Raw genomic sequence first — 18,727 nt, forward strand, 5'->3', positions numbered from 1 at the left:
CCCCCGGGGCCGGCGCGGCCGATCACCGCATGGCCAGGTGACCGGCCGTGTCCGGGCCACCGGATATCGTGGCGGACCGTGACGGCCCCGGACCACGAAGTGGATGTGCTGCGCGCGGGCGTCGCGGGAACCGCGGCGGACGTGCCCGCGCAGGCGCTCGACGAGACGCCCGAGGACGGGCAGCGCCTGCAGCTGTTCGCCTACCTCCAGGCGCCCGAGCACCGCACCTACCTGGCGATCATGCGGCTGTTCACCTCGACGCTGCTGGCCGACCTGTCCGCCGGCGAGGTGGCCGCGGCGCTGGCCGCCGCCGAGCGGGAGGGCCGGGTGGCGCCCGGCGAGTCCGATGTGGACACCGTCATCGACCGGCTCAAGCGGCTGGTCAAGTGGGGCAACCTCGTGGTGGGGCGGCGCGAGACGATCGCGTCGAGCATCGCCGAGTTCCAGCACGGCAGCGTGCGCTACCAGGTCAGCAAGCTCGCGGTCCGCGTGCAGCGGGACGTCGACGCGCTGCTGCGGGTGCCCGAGGGCGCGCGCGAGGTGTCCCGCGAGCTGCTGCCCGCCATCGACCGCGGCCTGGCCGCGATCCGCACCGCGCTGGCCGACGCGCTGGCCGCCGAGGCCCGCGACCCGGACGCGAAGCCCGCGCGGCAGGCCCGGGAGCGGCTCGCCGAGCAGGTCACCACCGTGTTCCTCCAGCACGCCGAGCTGGCCGCCACGGTCCGCGACTTCTACGCCTACCTCGGCCAGGTGGTCACCCGCCACCAGCTGGCGCCGGAGGAGATCTCCGGGTTCCGCAACCTGCTGGTCGAGTACATCCAGATGGTCGTGGAGGACGTGCTGCGCCACACCGAGACCATCGCCGCGTCGCTGGCGGGGCTGGCCGAGGCCCGGAGCGAGCTGCTGCGCCTGCTCGGCCCGGCCGACCAGCTGGGCACCGACGTGGAGCGGGCGCGCGGGCGCACCGCGGCCGACTGGCAGGAGCTCACCGACTGGTTCGTGGACTCGCCGGGCCGGCCCAGCCAGGTCGCCGCGCTGCGGGAGGCCACCGCGCGGGCCATCGGCTCGCTGCTGGCCAGCGTCAAGCGCGCCACCTCCGGGGGCGGGCTGGTGCCGGGTCGCCGCGGTGAGCTGCTGAAGCTGGCGAAGTGGTTCGACTCCGCCGACGAGGCCACCGCGCACCGGCTGCACTCGGCGGCGTTCGGCCTGCACTCGGCCCGCCACCTGCAGCCCGCGCCGGACCACGACACCGACAACGACCGGGTGCCCTGGCGCGACGGCCCGGTCCTCGACGTCACGGTCAGCGTGCGCAGCCGCGGCGACCGCGGCGCGCGGGGCAGGACCTCGCGGGTGCTGGACGACCCGATGACCGAGGAGACCCTGCTGGCCGAGGCGCGGGAGGCCGACCAGCGGCGCAGCGCGGCGGTCGCCGAGCTGGCCGCGGCCGGTCCGCGGCTGGGCGCGGAGCCGCTGTCCCCCGACGCGCTCGGCGTGCTGTGCGAGCTGCTCACCCTCGCGATGGCGCAGCGCGAAGGTCCCGACGAGCAGGGCACCGCGCTCGACCCGGTGCACCGGCTGCGCGTCACCGTGCGCCCCGCGGAAGGCCGGCACACCGAGATCGCCAGCGCCGCGGGCGTGCTGACGCTGCGCGACACGGTGCTGGAGCTCAGCGGTGACGGCGCGGTCCCGCAGGAGCAGGGGGCGGCCCGATGACCACGACCTTCGACGAGCTGCCGGACATCGACGCAGCGAACGTCGTCCGCTGCGCGCGGGTGCTGCTGCGCCGCCCGCTGCTGCACGCCGGCGGCCCGGACGGCGACCTGCTGCCGATGGTCTACCGGCAGCGCGCGGCGCTGCAGGAGCTGTTCTCCTCGCTGCTGGGCTACCGGCTGGTGGTGGAGCGGCGCTTCGCCCGGCTCCACAAGTCCGGCGTGGGCGAGGACCCCACCCGCGGTGCGCCGGCGCTCACCCCGCGCGGCTACGCCTACTTCGCGCTGACCCTGGCCGCGCTGACCGGCATCGGCCGCCAGGTGCTGCTGTCGCGCCTGGTCAGCGACGTCCGCGCGGCCGCGGTGGAGGCCGACGTCCCGGTGGTCGACGACCCGGTGGACCGGCGGGCGCTCACCGCGGCGCTGCGCGAGCTGGTGGCGCTGGGCGTGATCACCGAGACCGAGGGCTCGGTCACCGCCGAGTCGTCCGCCGAGGCGCTCATCACCATCGACACCGACCTGCTCGGGCAGCTCGTCTCCGGGCCGCTCGCCGAGGCCGAGACCCCCGAGCAGCTCATCGAGCTGGCCAGCGCGGCCGGTCCCCGCAACGTGGAGCAGGCGGTGCGGCGGCGGCTGGTCGAGGACCCGGTGGTGCTCTACAGCGACCTCCCGGAGGAGCAGGCGAGCTGGCTGCGCGAGCACGTGGTCCGCGAAGCGCGCCTGCTGGAGCGGTGCTTCGGGCTGGTCAGCGAGTGCCGCGCGGAGGGCGTGGTGGTCTGCGACCCGGAGGACTACCTGACCGACCTGGTGTTCCCCGGCCCCGGCACGGTGGCCCGGATCGCGCTGCTGGCGCTGCCCGAGCTGCTGTCCCGGTCGGAGCCGGACGACGCCGGCAAGCACCCGGTGACCTGGGCGGACCTCACCGACGTGTGCCAGGAGCTGCTCGACGCCCACCCGGCCGCCTGGTCCCGGCAGGCCACCGAGGACCGGCAGGAGCTGGTGCACTCGGTGGTGGCGATGCTGCGCCGGCTCGGCCTGCTGCAGGAGGCCGACGGGTGCTGGCTGCTCAGCCCGGCCGCGCACCGCTGGCTGCCGCAGCCCGACGCCACCCCGGCGCCCCACCGGGAGCCGGAGCCGCCCGCCCCCGAGCCGCCGGGGTGGTCGCTGTTCGACGAGATGACGGTGTTCGACGAGGAGCAGGGGGAACAGCGGTGAGCCGAGAGAGCACGGATCCCGCGGCGAACCGCTGGCGGCTGCACCGCGGCGGGATCGTCAACATCTGGCAGTACGCCGAGACGACCTTTGACCTCAGCGGCGGCCGGGCGATCTTCCAGGGCACCAACGGCTCCGGCAAGTCCCGCACCCTGGAGCTGCTGCTGCCGCTGTGCCTGGACGGCGACCTGCGGCAGCTGGGGTCCAAGGGCTTCGACACGGTCAGCATCCGGCGGCTGATGCTCGACGAGTACCCGGGCGGGCCGAACCGCATCGGCTACGCGTGGATCGAGCTGCGCCGCGAGACGCCCGACGGCGGCGAGGAGTTCCTGACCTGCGGGATCGGGGTGAAGGCGTCCAAGACCTCGCAGGCGGTCAGCGACTCGTGGCGCTTCATCACCACCCGCCGGGTGGGCATCAACCTGCACCTGGTGGGCGCGGACCGGGTGCCGCTGGGCTCGGCGCAGCTGCGCGACCTGCTCGGCGCCGACTGCGTGCTGGACGACCAGGCGTTCCGCGCCAAGGTCGCGGCCACCGTCTACGGGGTGCCCGCCGCCCGCTACGGCGACCTGCTGCACCTGCAGCGCACGCTGCGCAACCCCGACGTGGGGCTGAAGGTGCTGGAGGGGCAGCTGGAGCAGATCCTCTCCGACGCGCTGCCGCCGCTGGACCCCGGTCTGGTCGAGCGGCTGGCCACCTCGTTCGACGACCTGGAGTCGATCCGGGAGAACATCGTCCGGCTGACCGGCGCGGACAAGGCCCTCTCCGCGTTCCTGTCGACCTACTCCGGTTACGCGTTCGGGGCGCTGCGCGACCGGGCCGAGGCGATGCGCACCGCCCAGCAGAAGCTGCGCGCGCTGCGCGACGAACTGTCCACCCTGGAGCGCCAGGTCGCGGGCAAGCAGCAGGACCGCCAGGCGGCGGAGCGGACGATCGCCGAGCTGGAGCAGCGCGAGGCCGAGCTGGAGTCCAGCATCGACGCGCTGCGCTCCCACCCCGCCTACTCGGAGCTGCAGAACCTGCGCGACCGCGAGCAGCTGGTGGACAGCGCCCGCGGCGCGGCGGTCGCCGCGCTGGACACCGCGGCCAAGCACCGCGCGCAGGAGCACCGCTCGGCGGAGTCGGTCGTGGGCGTGCTGCGGCGGTTGTCCGGTGACGCCGAAGCGGCCGTCCAGGCAGCGGCGCGGGCGGCGCAGCAGCTGTCCACCGCGGGCCTGGACGGGTCGTTGGTGCCCAAGCCGCCGGCGATCCCGGCCGCGGAGCTGCGCGCCGAGCACGCCGAGGTCCGCACCTCGCCGGAACCCGACGCCGTGCCGGAGGCGCTGCAGCGCGCGGTCGCGCCGCAGCTGGACGCCGAAGCCCTGGTGGCGGAGTTCCGCGCCGTGGTGGCGGGGTCGCAGCACCTCGCCGCCACCGCCCGGCAGCGCGCGGCGCTCACGCTGGCGCTGCACCAGCAGGCCGTGGAGCTGGACGCCGAGCAGGACCGGGTCGCCGAGCTGCACAAGCTGGCCCGGCAGGCGCAGCTGACCGCGACCGAGGCGGCGGGCCGGCGCAACCAGGCCCAGCAGGAGCTCTCCGACGCGGCCGCGGTCTGGGTGGAGCGGGTGCAGAAGTGGGCGGCCGAGTGGCCGTCCGATGTGGACGACCCGGCGCCGGAGCCGCCCACCGCCGAGGAGCTCGTCGAGGACCGCGCCGCCACCCGGCAGGCCCGCGAGCGGGCGCGCCGCTGGGCGCGTCCGCACCTGCACGAGGCACGCCGGCGGGTGTCGGCCGTCGAGCAGGAGATCGAGGAGCTGCGCGCGGAGTCCCGCACCCGCGAGCACGAGCTGGCCGAGCTCCGCGCCGGTCACGAGCAGACCCCGGCCCGGCCGGGCTGGGCCGACGCCGAGCGGGACCCCGAGACGGGCCGCGCCTTCTACGAGCTGGTCGACTTCCAGCCGTCGGTGCGCGACGAGGACCGGGCGGGCCTGGAAGCGGCGCTGCAGTCCAGCGGCCTGCTCACCGCGTGGGTCACCGCCGACGGCGCGGTGCCCGAGCTGGGCGACCTGGTCGCCGCGCCCACCGAACCGGCGGCGGGCGGCACGCTCGCCGACCTGCTCACCCCCGCCGCCGTGGCCGACTGCCCGGTGCCACCGGAGCGGGTCGCCGCGCTGCTGTCCGCGGTGTCCACCGACGGCCGCACGGGGCTGTCGGTGTCCGCCGACGGTTCCTGGCGCGCCGGGGTGCTGTCCGGTGCGTGGCGCAAGGACGCCGCGGAGTACGTCGGGGCGGGCGCCCGCGAAGCGGCCCGCGCCCGGCGCATCGCGGAGCTCGAGGAGGAGCTGGCGCGGTTGCGCGACGAGGTCGGCGCGGCCGAGCGCCGGCACCGCGAGGCCGCCGAGCACGCCGCGGAGCTGGAGCAGCACCTGGAGTCCTACCCGGACGACGGCGACCTGCTCACCGCGCACGCGAAGCTGACCACCGCGATCGAGGCCGCCGCGGACAGCGAGCAGAAGGCGGCGCAGCTGCGCGAGCAGCACGCCGGCGCCGACCAGCGCTGGCAGGCGGCGCACGCCGAGCTGGTGCGCGCGGCCGGCGAGGCGGACCTGCCCGCCGACACCCGGGCGCTCGACGCGGCGCACCGGGCGGCCGTCGACGCCCGCAGCGGGATCGAGGCGCTGCGCGAGGCGATCGAGTCCCGCTGCCTGCCGACGCTGGCGGACCTGCAGGGGATCTCACTGCACCACGACGTCGCCGTCGCCGACCGGATGGAGGCCGAGGCGCAGGCGGAGCGGCGCTGCGCGGCCTACGCGGAGCAGGCCCGCGGGCTGGAGGAGCTCACCTCCGCCGTCGGCGGGGAGGCGCAGCAGATCTCCGACAAGGTGAGCGCGCTGGAACGCGAGCGCGCCGAGCTGCGGCAGCAGCTGCCGCAGGCGCGGGAGCGGGTCAGCTCGCTGCGCGAGGCCGGGGCGCGGCTGGAGACCCAGCTGGAGAACAAGCGGGCGCAGCTGGCGGGCCGCGAGCAGGACGCGGCGTCGGCGACCGAGGCCTTCCAGCAGGCGCTGCGCATCCCCGGCCTGTGGTCGGCGGCCGAGGTCGCCGAGGAGCAGCCCACGGACCTCGACGAGGCAGCCGCGCTGCTGTCCGGGGCCGAGCGGCGCGGGTCGTCGGAGGCCACCGTGCTCAACCGGCTCCAGACCCTGCAGCACTCGCTGAGCGGCAGCTACGACATCACCGCCGCCGACCAGCACGGCCTGCTCACGGTGACCGTCACCGGCGAGGAGGGGCCGCAGCCGGTGGCCGAGGCGGCGCGCCGGGTCGGCGAGCGGCTCGCCGAGCAGCGCGGCTACCTCAACGAGCGCTACCAGTCGATCTTCGCCGACTACCTGATCCGCGACCTGGCGGAGCGCCTGCGCGGGCAGATGTCCATCGCCCAGGACCTCTGTGAGCGGATGAACGAGGTGCTCGACGGGGCCCGCTCCAGCCAGGGCGTGCACGTCCAGCTGGACTGGCAGCCGTCGGCGGCGCTGGGCGACGACATCAAACAGGCCATCGAGCTGGTGCGCACCCCGTTCGCGAACCGCAGCGACGACCAGGACGCCGTGCTGCGCAAGGTGTTCACCGACCTCATCGAGGCCGAGCGGGACAGCACCTCGGGCGGCTACGCGGAGATCCTGGCGCGGGCGCTGGACTACCGCTCCTGGTTCGCGTTCACCGTGCGGGTGCGCGACACCGGCCCCGACGGCAAGCCGCGGGTGCGGCGGTTGCGGCAGCTGTCCTCCGGCGAGACGCGCCTGATCTCCTACGTGACGCTGTTCGCGGCCGCGGCGGCGTTCTACGACGCGGTCAGCGTGTCCTCGGACGGCCGGGGCCCGCTGCGCCTGGTGCTGCTGGACGAGGCGTTCGAGCGGCTGGACGACCCGACGATCGCGCGCATGCTGGGGCTGCTGGTCGACCTGGACATGGACTGGCTGATCACCTGGCCCAGCGGGTGGGGTGTCTCGCCGAAGATCCCGAAGATGCACATCTACGACGTGCTCCGGCCCCGCAGCGGCCACGGCATCGCGTGCACGCACACGACCTGGACGGGCACCGACCTCCACCGCGCGGACACCTAGCCCCGACGGGCGGCGACCCGCCGGTCGGAACGGTGGGTGGTCGCCTCGTGGGGACCGCGCCCCCGACGGAGGTCGGGGCGTGTGGTTCCCACCGGAGTCGCGTTCGGTGTGGCGAGCCGGGAGGTGGTCCCGGGACGAGCAGGGAGGTTCTTGGTGGGTGCAGCGGACGACGTGCGCGCCGTGTGGGGCGTCGAGGCCCTGCGGGGGTTGTGGGAGAAGGCGCGGGAGGCGCTGGAGTCCCCCTCTCCCCCGGCCACGTTCCGGCTGGAGCTGCCCGACGACGAGGCCCGGCGGCTCGTCGGTGAGGTCTACGGGCGTCCGATGTGGGGCCAGGGCACCCGGATCAGCGTGTCCAAGTTGGACTCCGCGGTCCGCGCCAGCCGGTTCGGCATGGGCCTGGAGGAAGTCCTGGAGGTCCTGCACGGGCGGCCGGTCGTCCGGCGCGAGCCGGACTCACGGGACGAGCGGCGGGAGCGGACGGTGGAGACGCTGCGCGCGGCGCTGGCCGAGCACGGGCTCGCGGACGCGGAGTGGGCCGAGCCGTGGGCCCGGTGGGTCCACCAGTACGGGCGGATCGCCGCGGACGAACTGCCCGCCCTCGCGCGGCGCGCTGCCGGGGTCCTGGCCTCGCTCAGCCTGGACCGCACGCCCGAGACGTGGACCTCGCGGGGCGAGCTGGCCGCGCGGGTCGGGAGCGCGCACGAGCTCGACAACGGCACCGCGCTGAGCCGCGTCGTGCTCAAGGCCGCGGCGCTGGCGCACGGCGTGGAACCGCCTGGCACCGAGCGGGAACGGCGGGCGCTGTGGGAGCGCTGCGGCGTCACGCTCGACGCGGTCTCGGCGACCGTGCTCTGCTGGTCCTTGCCGCTGGTCGGTTCCGACGAGTGGTCGCGCGGCGTCCGGCAGCGCTCCGCGCTCGGGCTCCCGGTGCACCTGACCCACCTCGACCTGCGCACCGCCCCGGACCGGCTCGTCGAGCCCGGCACCGCCGTCGCGGTGTGCGAGAACCCGCGGGTGCTGGAGTCCGCCGCGGAGGAGCGCGTCGAGCACCCCGTGGTGTGCTTGTCCGGCCGCCCGACCACGGTCGCGCTGACCCTGCTCGACCGGCTGGCCGCCGACGGCGCCACGCTGCACCACCACGGGGACTTCGACTGGGCCGGTGTCGGCATCACCCGGTCGCTCTGGGAGCACCACGGCGTCCGGCCGTGGCGGATGTCGGCCGGGGACTACCGCGAGGCCCTCGACCGCGCGGCCGCGGCCCGCACCGACCTGCCGAACCTCGTCGGCACCCCGGGCGCGACCCCGTGGGACCCGGCGCTGGCTGAGCTGATGTCCACCGCGGCCCGCGCCGTCGAGGAGGAGCACGTGCTGCCGACCCTCCTCGCCGACCTCCGGGCCGGGCTCTAGAGCAGCTGGTACATGACGTGCAGGCCGACGTGACCGTGCACCGGGTGGTGGAAGGCCTGCGGGAGCGTGGCGACGATCTCCATGCCCAGCGACTGCCACAGCGCCACCGCCCGGGTGTTGGTCTCCACGACCGCGTTGAACTGCATGGCCCGGAACCCGTCGGCCTTCGCCCGGTCGAGCACGTGACGTCCCAGCGCGCGCCCGACACCGCGCCCGGCGTGCGCCGGGTCGACCATGAAGCTCGCGGTCGCCACGTGCGCGGCGGGGCCCTCGTGGTTCGGCCCGGACACCGCGGTGCCGAGCACCGCACCACCGTCCACCGCCACCACCGTGCGGCCCGGTGGTTCCGGGAACCACCGCTGCCGCGCCCGCTCCTCGGTGATGTCGCGGTCCCAGGAGAACGTCTCCCCGGCGGCCACGATCTCCCGCATGAACGGCCAGATCGCCGGCCAGTCCTCGCGCACCGCGTCTCGGATCTCCACGACACCCAGCGTGGCGCACCCCGGCCGCGGGACGCCAGCCCTTTTCCACCGCTCCCGGGGGAGGGATCTGCGGTAGCTTCCGGCCATGGCATCGCTCGTGGTGGAGTTCTCGGCGCAGGACCCGCAGCGGCTCGCCCGCTGGTGGGCCGACGTGCTCGGCTGGGAGCTCGACGCCGGGGCCGGCACCACGGTGCACCCCGTCGGCCCGGGCGTGGAGCTGCGCTTCGTGCCGGGTGGGACGGCCGGCGAGGGCCAGAACGACGTCCACCTGGACCTGCGCAGCGAGTCGCACGACGGCCAGAACCGGCTCGTGGAGCGGCTGTTCAACGCCGGTGCCCGCTTCGCCGACGTCGGCCAGGGCGACGAGGTGCCCTGGGTGGTGATGGCCGACGTCGAGGGCAACGAGCTGTGCGTGCTGGAACCGCGCAAGGTCTACGAGCGCACCGGCCCGGTCGCCGCGGTCGTGGTCCACACCCCCGACCCGCGCGCCGCGGCCCGCAGCTGGGCCGAGAGAACCGGCATGGACCTCGTCAGCGACCGCGCCGAGTTCGCCGCCCTGTGCCCCGTCTCGGGCGAGGGACCGCACCTGGAGTTCCTGGTGTCGACGTCGGTCGCCGCGGGGAGGGTCCGCGTCCTGGCGAGGTGACCGCCGGTCAGCGGCGCGCGGGCTCGATGACGCGGACCCCGTGCAGCCGGCGGACGAAGTCGGCGCCGAACGCCGTGGACGGCGTGTGCGCGCCGGGTTCCGGCGGACCGGACTGCAGGACGTGGACCGCGCGCAGCACCGCGTCGGCGGTCAGCTCGTAGGTGTCCGGGCCGATCAGCGCCGCCGAGACGCTGCGCCCGGCGTCGTCGGTGGCCTCCGCGTACACCTCGACCCAGCTGCGCGAGCGGGTGGCCTTCCCCGGTCCGCGGACCACGAGGCCGATCGCCGCCTGTCCCAGCCGCTGCACCACGCGCGTGCGCATGAGCGCCTGGGACAGCCCGAGCGACCGCTGCCCCGCCCGGTCCAGTCCGGGCAGGTGGGCGAACGTCGTGATGTTGGGGATCCCGGTGCTGCGGTACGCCGTGCTCACGTCGCCCCAGGGCAGCGAGGTCACCCGGCGGGGGCCGGAGGGGAACGGCACCTCCCGCCGCCGCCATGCGAGCGGCACGGTCCGGACTTCGCCGTCGATGCGGGCGCGACCACCGATCGCCGCACCTTCCAGCGCGCTCTTCACCGTGCCGCCGCTGATCCCGCCGCTGGCCTGGAAGGCCAGGTCCAGGTGGGTCGCGGTGGGCAGCTCAGCGGCGACCATCGCGGCCAGGCAGTCGGTGGGCACCACGTCGAAGCCGGCACCGGGCAGCAGCACCGAGCCGGCGCTGCGGGCCTGCTCGTGGCGGGCGAACACCGCCTCGAACACGTCGATCTCGCCGGTGATGTCCAGGTAGTGCGCGCCGGCGCGCAGGCAGCCCTCGACCATCGGTGCCGAGGTCGCGGAGAACGGTCCGGCGCAGTGCGCGACCACGTCGATGCCCCGCAGGCCCGCGTCGACCGCCGCGGGGTCGGCGAGGTCGAAGGTCCGGTGGGGCAGTCCGCGCGGGGTGGCGACCGCGGCGACCTTCGCCGGGTCGCGGCCGGCGAGCACCGGGCGTTCACCGCGGTCGATCGCCAGGTCCGCGACCAGGCGACCGGTGTAGCCGTTGGCGCCGTAGATCATCCAGGTCATCGCGATCCTCTCCGGGTTTGCACGGACACCTCGCCAACGAACACCGCCTGACGGGGTCACGGGTTGCCGGGAGTTCCGTCCATCACCCTCGTGGGTCTCCCGCGACGGCGGCATCCCGGGCGGGTTCCTGTCCTCGCCCCCGGAACGGCGGGACTCCGGGAGTTCCGCTCGTCACCCCTCCCCACTGACCCGTTCTCCACCCACGTTCACGTTCACTGCGGGCGCCGAACCTGAAAGGCGACGACATGCCGAGAGAAAACGCTCAGCCGGGTGAAAGAACTGCGGGCTTCTCGAACTCGAATTGACAGCGATCACACCGGGTGATCGACTCCGAACCGCCCCTCGACGGGCACCATTCCCTGAACGGAAAAGAGGCACCGGAAATGCGACGTCACCCACTCCTGTTCAGCATTGCGGCCGCTCTCACCGCGCTCGTCGTCTCGCCCGCAACCCCGGCGACCGCCGTCGCCCCCGAACGGGCCCCGGCGTGCACGCTCTTCGCCGAACAACCGACGCGCGAGGGGAACACGCTCGTCGCCCACGGCGGACGCACCGGCTGCGCGAACACGGCGACCGTCGACGTCCGCATCGTCGTCCCCCAGAAGGACGCGGCCCCCAAGGTGCTCGGCCAGCTGACCCAGAGCGGCACCGAGATCGACCTGACCGCGAAGGCCCCGTGCACCACCGGCGGCACCGTGCAGGCCCACACCGAGACGGTCAGCTCCACCGGGGCCCTCTACCGCTCCGCCCCCATCACCTTCGAGAACTGCTGAGGAACCCGGCCGGTCCGCGGTCACGGGCGACCGCGGACCGGCCGCGCGAGGGCGTCAGGCCAGGGCGAGCGCGGCGTCGACGACGAGCCAGGCGCCGAAGGCCGCGAAGAGGGCCGCCGCCCCGTAGCGGACCAGCCGCTCCGGCACGTGCTTGCCGAGCAGCAGCCCGACCCCGATGGCCAGCGCGTCGGCCGCCACCATGCCGACCGTCGACCCGATCCACGTGCCGAGCCAGTCGTGGTGGGTGGCGAGGGTGACCGTGGCCAGCATCGTCTTGTCGCCGAGCTCGGCGAGGAAGAACGCGACGGTGACCACCAGCACCGCGGACCCGGCGCGCTGGGAGGCCTTGCGCTTCTCCTCCTCCGTCAGGCGGTCACCGCGCAGCGTCCACGCGGCGAACCCGAGGAAGGCCACACCCGCGACGATCGCGACCCACTCGGTCGGCAGCAGTTCGCCCATGCCGAAGCCGAGCGCCACCGACACGGCGTGCACCACGGTGGTGGCGAGCGTGATGCCCACCAGCACCTGCCACGCCCGGTACCGCGTCGCGAACGTCATGGCCATCAATTGGGACTTGTCCCCCAGTTCGGCCATGAAGATCGCCACGGAACTCAGCGCAATGCTGCCCAGCACGACGAATCAGCACCTCTCCGATCACGGCCAGGACGAAGGCGTCGGCGACTTCGGCCCGGCATGCACCGCCGGTTCCGAAGGTCTCGCCCACCTCGATCCCGAGGCTCCGCGACCGGGTGCACGGGGAAACGAGCACCAGCATGTCGACCGCGGTGTTGCGGACTACTCCCCTTCTCCGGCCGGGAACACTACTCGCTGCCCGAGAGATGTCAAAGAGCCGCGTTCCCCGAACATCACCATTCGCGAATGCCGGAATCGCGTTTTCGGCGTGCCGCAAGAATGGCGTTCGCCGCACCGGTGCGGACGATCCCGGATCGCGAACCGCCGCGATTCGGGTCCCAGCACGATCTGGTGTCACCTGCTCCGACGACGCGCGCACCGCCGAGCTCCCCGGCCCGCCGACGCGCCGGGCGCGGGTGGCCACCGTCCCCGCGGCGGCTCACCGCCGACCTCGACCCTCGGGAGCGCGGCGGACGCGGACGACCGGACCTCGTGTCCCACATCACACCGCCGCGTCCACCACCTGGAACGACGCCGGGGCTGCGGGGCGGACCGGATCGAGTGAGGGACGGCTCACAAGAGATCCCGGAACACCCGCCCACCCCCACTCGTTGGACGAGGTGGTCGATGCGCCTGTGTCCCCCGGGCCTCAACCACTGCCTTCGCGGAACACCGTTCGGCTGGAGCCGCGTCGCGCCTTTCGCCGCAGAGGCGACCAGCGCATCGACCCCCCAGCGAAGCGAGGACCCCCGCCCTTTCTCCTCGGGCGGGGGTCCTCACCGCTCCTGGTACCGGCCACTGTGGACGGTCGAGCTGCTACGGGACCAGGTGGTCGCTGTCGCGGGCGTCGGTGATGGCCATGTGGCCCGGTGCGTGGCCGATGGCGAACGGCGGTGCGGACTGCATCACCGCCGCCTGCGGGGTCACCCCGCACGCCCAGAACACCGGGACCTCACCGGGCCGCACCTCCACCGGGTCGCCGAAGTCCGGCCGGTCGAGGTCGGCGATCCCCAGCGCTCCCGGTTCGCCGACGTGCACCGGGGCACCGTGCACCGACGGGTAGCGCGAGGTGACGCGCACCGCGGCGGGCACGAGCTCGGCGGGGATCGGCCGCATCGACACCACCAGCGGCCCGGACAGCCGTCCGGCCGGGCGGCACGCGCGGTTCGTGCGGTACATCGGCACGTTGCTGCCCGCCTCGATGTGGCGCACCGGGACGCCGGCCTCCAGCAGCGCGGCCTCGAAGGTGAAGCTGCACCCGACCAGGAACGCCACCAGGTCGTCCCGCCACAGGTCGGTGACCTCGGTCCGCTCCTCCACCAGTTCCCCGTCCCGGTAGACGGTGTAGGCGGGCAGGTCGGTGCGCAGGTCGCCGGCGAAGATCGCGGCGCTGGTCTCGCCCGGCTCGGTCACGTCGAGCACCGGGCAGGACCGCGGGTTGCGCTGGGCGAAGAGCAGGAAGTCGTAGGCGAACTCGCGCGGCAGGGCGATGAGGTTGGCCTGGGTCCACCCCGCGCTGTAGCCGGAGGTGGGCACGCGCAGCCCGGCGCGGAACGCCGCGCGCGCCTGCTCCGGGGACATCTCGTGCGGTTCTGCCATCGTGAGACCCTCCGTTCGGGTGTGCTGGGACGGGACGCGCCGCTTCACGACCGGAAGCGGATCCGCTGCCCCGGGCGGGCCTGGGCCGCCTTGTCCAGGTCGGCGGCGACCACCACGGCGATCACCGGGTAACCGCCGGTCACCGGGTGGTCGGCGAGGAACAGCGTCGGCCGCGCCGACGGCGGCACCTGCAACGCCCCGGCGACCATGCCCTCGCTGGGCAGCTCGTCGTGCCGGCAGCGCTCCAGCAGCGGGCCGGACAACCGCATGCCGACCCGGTTGCTGTCCGCGGTCACCTCGTAGCAGCTGCTGACCAACGTGGACAGCGCGTCCTCGGTGAACCAGTCGTGGCGCGGCCCGAACACCACGCGCAGCGTGATCTCGCCGTCCGGGCACGCCGGCACCGGCGCCACGTCGACCTGCGGGAACCGCCTCGGCGGCGGGCCCACCGGGAGCGTCATCCCCGGCGCCAGCGGTTCCGGCCCCAGCCCGGCCAGCACGTCGGTGGCCCGCGACCCCAGCACGGGTTCGACCGCGATGCCGCCACGCACCGCCAGGTAGCTGCGCAGGCCCCGGTCGGGCACGCCGAGTTCCACGACCGCACCCGCGGGGATCCGCAGCACCGAGTTCGGCGCCGCGCCACGACCGTCCACAGTGATCGGACACGGCGCGCCGGTCAGCGCAGCGGTGAGGTCCCGCGTGGCGCGCACGACGAGACCGCCGAAGGTGACCTCGATCGCGGCCGCGCCCTCGTCGTTGCCCACCAACCGGTTGGCCAACCGGAACGCGCCGCTGTCGGCCGCGCCGGAGCGCCCGACGCCGATCCCGGCGAGCCCCGGGCGGCCCAGGTCCTGCACCGTCGCGAGCGGCCCGGTGGCGAGCACCTCCACGCAGCTCATCGGACCTCCTGGAAACGCACTCGCACGCCGGGGCGCAGCAGCGCCGGCGGATCGCGGTCCACCCGCCACACCTCGAGGTCGGTGCGCCCGATCAGCTGCCAGCCGCCGGGCGACTCACGCGGGTAGATGCCGCTGAAGGCTCCGGCCAGGCCGACCGACCCCGGCGGCACCTTGGTCCGCGACTCGGACCGTCGCGGCACCACCAGTTCCGGCGGGCCGCCGGCGAGGTAGCCGAAACCCGGTGCGAAACCGCCGAACGCGACCGTCCACTCCGCACTGGTGTGCCGGTCCACCACCTCGCGCTCGGTGAGCCCGGTCAGCGCGGCCACCTCCGCGAGGTCGGCTCCGTCGTAGACCACCGGCACCTCCACCAGCGCGCCGTCGCCGCCGACGCTGCGCCGCGGTTCCACCGCGCGCACCGCGGCCTCGATCGCGGCGACGTCGGCGCGCCGCGGGTCCAGCTGCAGCAACAGCGTCCGCGCGGCGGGGACCAGGTCCACCACGCCCTCGGGCGGGGCGTCGGAGAGCGCGGCGTGCAGCGCCTGCACGGCGTCGAGGTCGTCGAGTTCGACGAGCAGACCGGAGTCAGCGCAGCGCAGGAACCGCATCACAGCCCTCGCGCGGCGAACGGCTGGAGCTGGACGCCGCTGGCGACCAACCGGTCCCGCACCGCCTCGGCGATGGCCACCGCGCCGGGGCTGTCGCCGTGCACGCAGATCGAGTCGGCCGCCACGCGGATCTGCGACCCGTCGACCGCCTCGATCGGCTCCCCGGCCGCCAGCCGCAGGCAGCGCTCCGCGATCACCTCGGGGTCGTGCAGCACCGCTCCGGGCTCGCGCCGCGACACCAGCGTGCCCTCCGGGGTGTAGGCGCGGTCGGCGAAGGCCTCGCGGAACACCCGCAGGCCCGCGCGCTCGGCCTGCTCCAGCCACTGCGACCCCGGCAGGCCGAGCACCGCCAGCGACGGGTCGTAGGTGCGCACCGCCTCGACCACGGCGGCGGCCTGGTCGGCGTGGTGCACGATCGCGTTGTAGAGCGCGCCGTGCGGCTTGACGTAGGCGACTTCGGTCCCGGCGATGCGGGCGAACCCGGCCAGCGCGGCGATCTGGTAGATCACGTCGTTGGCCAGCTCGCGGGGCGGCACGTCGATGAACCGGCGCCCGAACCCGGCGAGGTCGCGGTAGCCGACCTGCGCCCCGACCACCACGCCCTGCTTGGCGGCCTGCTCGACCGCCTCGCGGATCACCGTGGCGTCCCCGGCGTGGTAGCCGCAGGCGACGTTGGCGCTGGTCACGATCCGCAGCAGTGCTTCGTCGTCGCTGAGCTCCCAGCGTCCGAAGCCTTCCGCCAGGTCCGAGTTGAGGTCCATGCCCACCTCACTTCCACAGCGCGGCGATGCCGCCGAGCGAGTTGACTCCCAGGTACACGGTCAGCAGCCAGGCGGCCACACCCACGATCAACAGCCACCGCGGGTAGCGGTATCCCCCGAGCAGGTCGCGCCGCCGGGCGGCGACGAACATCAGCACGCCGAACCCGACCGGCAGCAGCAGCCCGTTGAGCGAGCCGGCCAGCACCAGCAGCGTCGTCGGGGCCTGGTCGAGCAGCAGGAACACCGCCGCGGACAGCGCCACGAAGGCCACCACGAGCCAGGTGCGGGCGCGCGCCAGCTTCGGCGAGAAGGTCACCAGGAACGACACCGAGGTGTAGGCGGCGCCGACGACCGAGGTGATGCTGGCCGCCCACAGGATCATGCCGAACAGCCGCACGCCGACCTCGCCGGCAGCGTGCTCGAACGCCTCGGCGGTCGGGTTGGCCGAGGTCAGCGCCACGCCCCCGGCCACCACGCCGAGCACCGCGAGGAACAGCACCAACCGCATCACGCCGGTCACCAGCAGCGAGACCACCGAGCTGCGGCTGACGTCGACGACCTGCTCCGGGCCGGTCACCCCGGCGTCGACCAGGCGGTGCGCCCCGGCGTAGGTGATGTAGCCGCCGACCGTGCCGCCGATGAGGGTGGTGATGGACAGGAAGTCGACCTCGCTGGGCCACACCGACTGCACCAGCGCCTCGCCGACGGGCGGCGCGGAGGAGAACGCGACGAACGCGGTCAGCAGGATCATCACCACGCCGAGGACCACGACGATGCGGTCCATGGCCACCCCGGCCTTCTTGCTCAGGAAGATGCCGATGGCGATGACCGCGGACAGCGCGCCGCCGATCTTGGCGTCGAGGCCGACCAGCGCGTCCAGGCCGAGCGAGGTGCCGGAGACGTTGCCGACGTTGAACACCAGCCCGCCGAAGACGACCAGCGCGGCCAGCACGTAGCCGAGGCCGGGCACCACCTTGTTGCCCAGGTCCTGCGCCCGCATGCCGGAGACGCCGATGACGCGCCAGACGTTCAGCTGCACGGCGATGTCGACCAGGATCGACACCAGGATCGCGAAGGCGAAGGCGGCGCCGAGCTGGACGGTGAACTCGGTGGTCTGGGTGATGAACCCGGGCCCGATCGCGCTGGTGGCCATCAGGAACACCGCGCCGAGCAGCGTGCTCCGTCTGGCGGCCGAGGGCCCCTTCTCAGCAGTGGTCGTCTCAGCCATGGCTCTCCGATCAGCTGCGCACCGACCGCGGGCCGGTGGGGGAACGTCCGTGTGCACCGCCCGTGCGGCGGTTCGGGCCAAGATAGAGAATTGTTGAACAATCCTGCAATACCTCGTGTGGAACTTTCTCGTTACACTGGTGATCGACTGCGAGAGCGTTGGGAGCTGGAGTGACCGCGGACCCGTGGGCGGACCTGCTGGCGGCCGACCGGGCGCTGCTCGACCGCACGAGCACGGCTGAGCGGGTCGCCGACCTGCTGCGGCAGCGGGTCATCGACGGCGCGCTCGCCCCGGGCACCCGGCTGTCCGAGGAGAGCGCCGGCCGCGCGCTGGCCGTGTCGCGCAACACGCTGCGTGAAGCGTTCCGGCTGCTGGTGCACGAGCGCCTGCTGGTGCACGAGTTCCACCGCGGGGTGTTCGTGCGGGTGCTCAGCGACGAGGACGTCATCGACCTCTACCGCATCCGCCGCCTGCTGGAGATCAGCGCGGTGCGCCGGTCCGCCGGGGCGCCCGCGGAGCTGGTGGCCGCGGTGGACCAGGCGGTCACCGAGGGTGAGCGCGCGGCCCGGGACGAGCGCTGGTGGGACGTGGGCACCGCGAACATGCGCTTCCACGAGGCGCTGGCGGCGCTGGCCCAGAGCCCCCGGGTGAACGAGACGATGCGGCGGCTGCTCGCCGAGCTGCGCCTGGCCTTCCACCGGATGTCGAGGCCGCGCGAGCTGCACGAGCCCTACCTGGCGCCGCACCGGGAGATCGCGGACCTGATCAGCGGCGGCCGGCTGGAGGAGGCGGCCGACCGCCTGGAGGGCTACTTCGACGCCGCCGAGGCGCAGCTGGTCGCCGCCTACCGCAGCTACACTCCGGAGTGATCCCGGCGGGGCGGCGTGAGGGTCTACCATCCCCGCGCGTGAAGCTCCCGCTGCAGGCCGTCGTCGACGGTCACCACCGCCTCCGAGACGCCGTCTCCACCCTGACCGACGACCAGGTCGCCGCCCCGTCGCTGCTCCCCGGCTGGACCCGCGGGCACGTGCTGGCGCACCTGGCGGACAACGCGCGCGCGTTCGCCCGGGTCAGCGCGCTCGCGCTGCGGGGCGAACTCGTCGACGCCCACGAAGGCGGCCAGGAGGAGCGCGACGCGATCATCGAAGGGCTCGCCGGGGACAGCGCCGAGCAGCACCGGGCGCGGCTCGCCCGGCACAGCGCGGCGCTGGAAGCGGTCTGGTCGCAGGCGACCGACGCGGACTGGGACCGGCCGGTGCGGTTCCGCAACGGCGACCTCGCCGGGGTCGTCCGGATGCGCTGGCGCGAGGTGTGGATCCACCTGGTGGACCTGGACGTCGGCGTCGGACCGGAGCACTGGAGCCCGGAGTTCTCCGCGCACGCCATCGACTTCCTGCTCCCCCGCCTGCCCGACGGGTTCGCGCTGCGGCAGACCGACGGCGACCGCACGTGGGCGGGCGGACCGGTCGAGATCCGCGGCCGCGCGCACGACCTCGCCGCCTGGCTCGCGGGCCGGCCCCCGCAGCGCACCCCGGAGGGCCCGCTGCCCGAGCTGGGCCCGTGGCCGCCGCACCCGGCCCCGATCCCCGCGCAGCGGTCGGCGGGCTGAG

The 18,727-nt window shown here is 74.5% G+C and carries 16 protein-coding genes; 8 read left to right on the top strand and 8 right to left on the bottom strand.

Translation table 11 applies throughout. From position 1 onward, the window contains the following. The first annotated feature begins 141 nt into the window (after positions 1-141). From HNR68_RS22830 to HNR68_RS22845, 4 genes are all read left to right on the top strand, one after another. Entirely contained in the window at positions 142-1,713 is a 1,572-nt protein-coding gene (locus HNR68_RS22830; protein ID WP_425502924.1) for a TIGR02677 family protein, read from the top strand. Continuing rightward, positions 1,710-2,924, top strand: coding sequence for a TIGR02678 family protein (locus HNR68_RS22835; protein ID WP_179723796.1), 1,215 nt, complete (start codon positions 1,710-1,712; stop codon positions 2,922-2,924). Before HNR68_RS22830 ends, HNR68_RS22835 begins: the two co-directional genes overlap by 4 nt. Then, a complete protein-coding gene (locus HNR68_RS22840; RefSeq protein ID WP_179723797.1) occupies positions 2,921-7,018 on the top strand; it encodes a TIGR02680 family protein in 4,098 nt (1,365 codons plus the stop codon). The genes HNR68_RS22835 and HNR68_RS22840 overlap by 4 nt, the downstream gene beginning before the upstream one ends. A gap of 153 nt (positions 7,019-7,171) precedes the next feature. Then, positions 7,172-8,425, top strand: a complete 1,254-nt coding sequence (locus tag HNR68_RS22845) for a TIGR02679 family protein (RefSeq protein WP_179723798.1) — start codon at positions 7,172-7,174, stop codon at positions 8,423-8,425. Here the strand turns inward: HNR68_RS22845 and HNR68_RS22850 are convergent. Next, positions 8,422-8,907 (bottom strand): GNAT family N-acetyltransferase, encoded by a 486-nt coding sequence (locus HNR68_RS22850; RefSeq protein ID WP_343050339.1) that lies wholly within the window; start codon positions 8,905-8,907, stop codon positions 8,422-8,424. The two genes, HNR68_RS22845 and HNR68_RS22850, sit on opposite strands and share 4 nt — an antisense overlap. A gap of 85 nt (positions 8,908-8,992) precedes the next feature. On the opposite strand from HNR68_RS22850, the gene HNR68_RS22855 reads away from it, so the two are divergent. Continuing rightward, positions 8,993-9,553: a VOC family protein gene (locus HNR68_RS22855; RefSeq protein WP_179723800.1), complete on the top strand. Its 561-nt coding sequence runs from the start codon at positions 8,993-8,995 to the stop codon at positions 9,551-9,553. A gap of 7 nt (positions 9,554-9,560) precedes the next feature. Here HNR68_RS22855 and HNR68_RS22860 read toward each other — a convergent pair whose 3' ends face one another. Then, the gene (locus HNR68_RS22860) at positions 9,561-10,616 is read right to left on the bottom strand and encodes a saccharopine dehydrogenase family protein (RefSeq protein ID WP_179723801.1); all 1,056 of its coding nucleotides are present in this window, start codon (positions 10,614-10,616) and stop codon (positions 9,561-9,563) included. A gap of 320 nt (positions 10,617-10,936) precedes the next feature. On the opposite strand from HNR68_RS22860, the gene HNR68_RS22865 reads away from it, so the two are divergent. After that, entirely contained in the window at positions 10,937-11,389 is a 453-nt protein-coding gene (locus HNR68_RS22865) for a hypothetical protein (RefSeq protein ID WP_179723802.1), read from the top strand. A gap of 54 nt (positions 11,390-11,443) precedes the next feature. Here the strand turns inward: HNR68_RS22865 and HNR68_RS22870 are convergent, their stop codons facing one another. The 6 genes from HNR68_RS22870 to HNR68_RS22895 all read right to left on the bottom strand — a co-directional run bounded on the left by HNR68_RS22870 (position 11,444) and on the right by HNR68_RS22895 (position 17,117). Continuing rightward, the gene (locus HNR68_RS22870) at positions 11,444-12,022 is read right to left on the bottom strand and encodes a TMEM165/GDT1 family protein (protein ID WP_179723803.1); all 579 of its coding nucleotides are present in this window, start codon (positions 12,020-12,022) and stop codon (positions 11,444-11,446) included. 816 nt (positions 12,023-12,838) lie between these two features. Continuing rightward, complete coding sequence (locus HNR68_RS22875) at positions 12,839-13,603, bottom strand: putative hydro-lyase (RefSeq protein WP_179725392.1); 765 nt, start codon at positions 13,601-13,603, stop codon at positions 12,839-12,841. Between the two features lie 62 nt (positions 13,604-13,665). Beyond that, entirely contained in the window at positions 13,666-14,520 is an 855-nt protein-coding gene (locus tag HNR68_RS22880) for a 5-oxoprolinase subunit C family protein (RefSeq protein ID WP_179723804.1), read from the bottom strand. Then, positions 14,517-15,128: a 5-oxoprolinase subunit PxpB gene (gene pxpB, locus HNR68_RS22885; protein ID WP_179723805.1), complete on the bottom strand. Its 612-nt coding sequence runs from the start codon at positions 15,126-15,128 to the stop codon at positions 14,517-14,519. The genes HNR68_RS22880 and pxpB overlap by 4 nt, the downstream gene beginning before the upstream one ends. Beyond that, on the bottom strand, positions 15,128-15,889 hold the full coding sequence (locus HNR68_RS22890) for a LamB/YcsF family protein (protein WP_179723806.1): 762 nt from the start codon (positions 15,887-15,889) through the stop codon (positions 15,128-15,130). Before HNR68_RS22890 ends, pxpB begins: the two co-directional genes overlap by 1 nt. 7 nt (positions 15,890-15,896) lie before the next feature. Next, on the bottom strand, positions 15,897-17,117 hold the full coding sequence (locus HNR68_RS22895) for an NRAMP family divalent metal transporter (RefSeq protein WP_179723807.1): 1,221 nt from the start codon (positions 17,115-17,117) through the stop codon (positions 15,897-15,899). Positions 17,118-17,287: 170 nt separating this feature from the next. Between HNR68_RS22895 and HNR68_RS22900 the strand changes: the two genes are divergently transcribed. Together HNR68_RS22900 and HNR68_RS22905 are read left to right on the top strand one after the other, a co-directional pair. Continuing rightward, a complete protein-coding gene (locus HNR68_RS22900) occupies positions 17,288-17,986 on the top strand; it encodes an FCD domain-containing protein (protein ID WP_179723808.1) in 699 nt (232 codons plus the stop codon). A 38-nt stretch (positions 17,987-18,024) separates the two neighbouring features. Continuing rightward, positions 18,025-18,726 carry a maleylpyruvate isomerase family mycothiol-dependent enzyme gene (locus HNR68_RS22905; protein WP_179723809.1) on the top strand — a complete coding sequence of 234 codons (702 nt, stop codon included), beginning with the start codon at positions 18,025-18,027 and terminating at the stop codon, positions 18,724-18,726. Position 18,727 lies beyond the last annotated feature (1 nt).

This window comes from Saccharopolyspora hordei, assembly GCF_013410345.1.
Classification (GTDB): domain Bacteria; phylum Actinomycetota; class Actinomycetes; order Mycobacteriales; family Pseudonocardiaceae; genus Saccharopolyspora; species Saccharopolyspora hordei.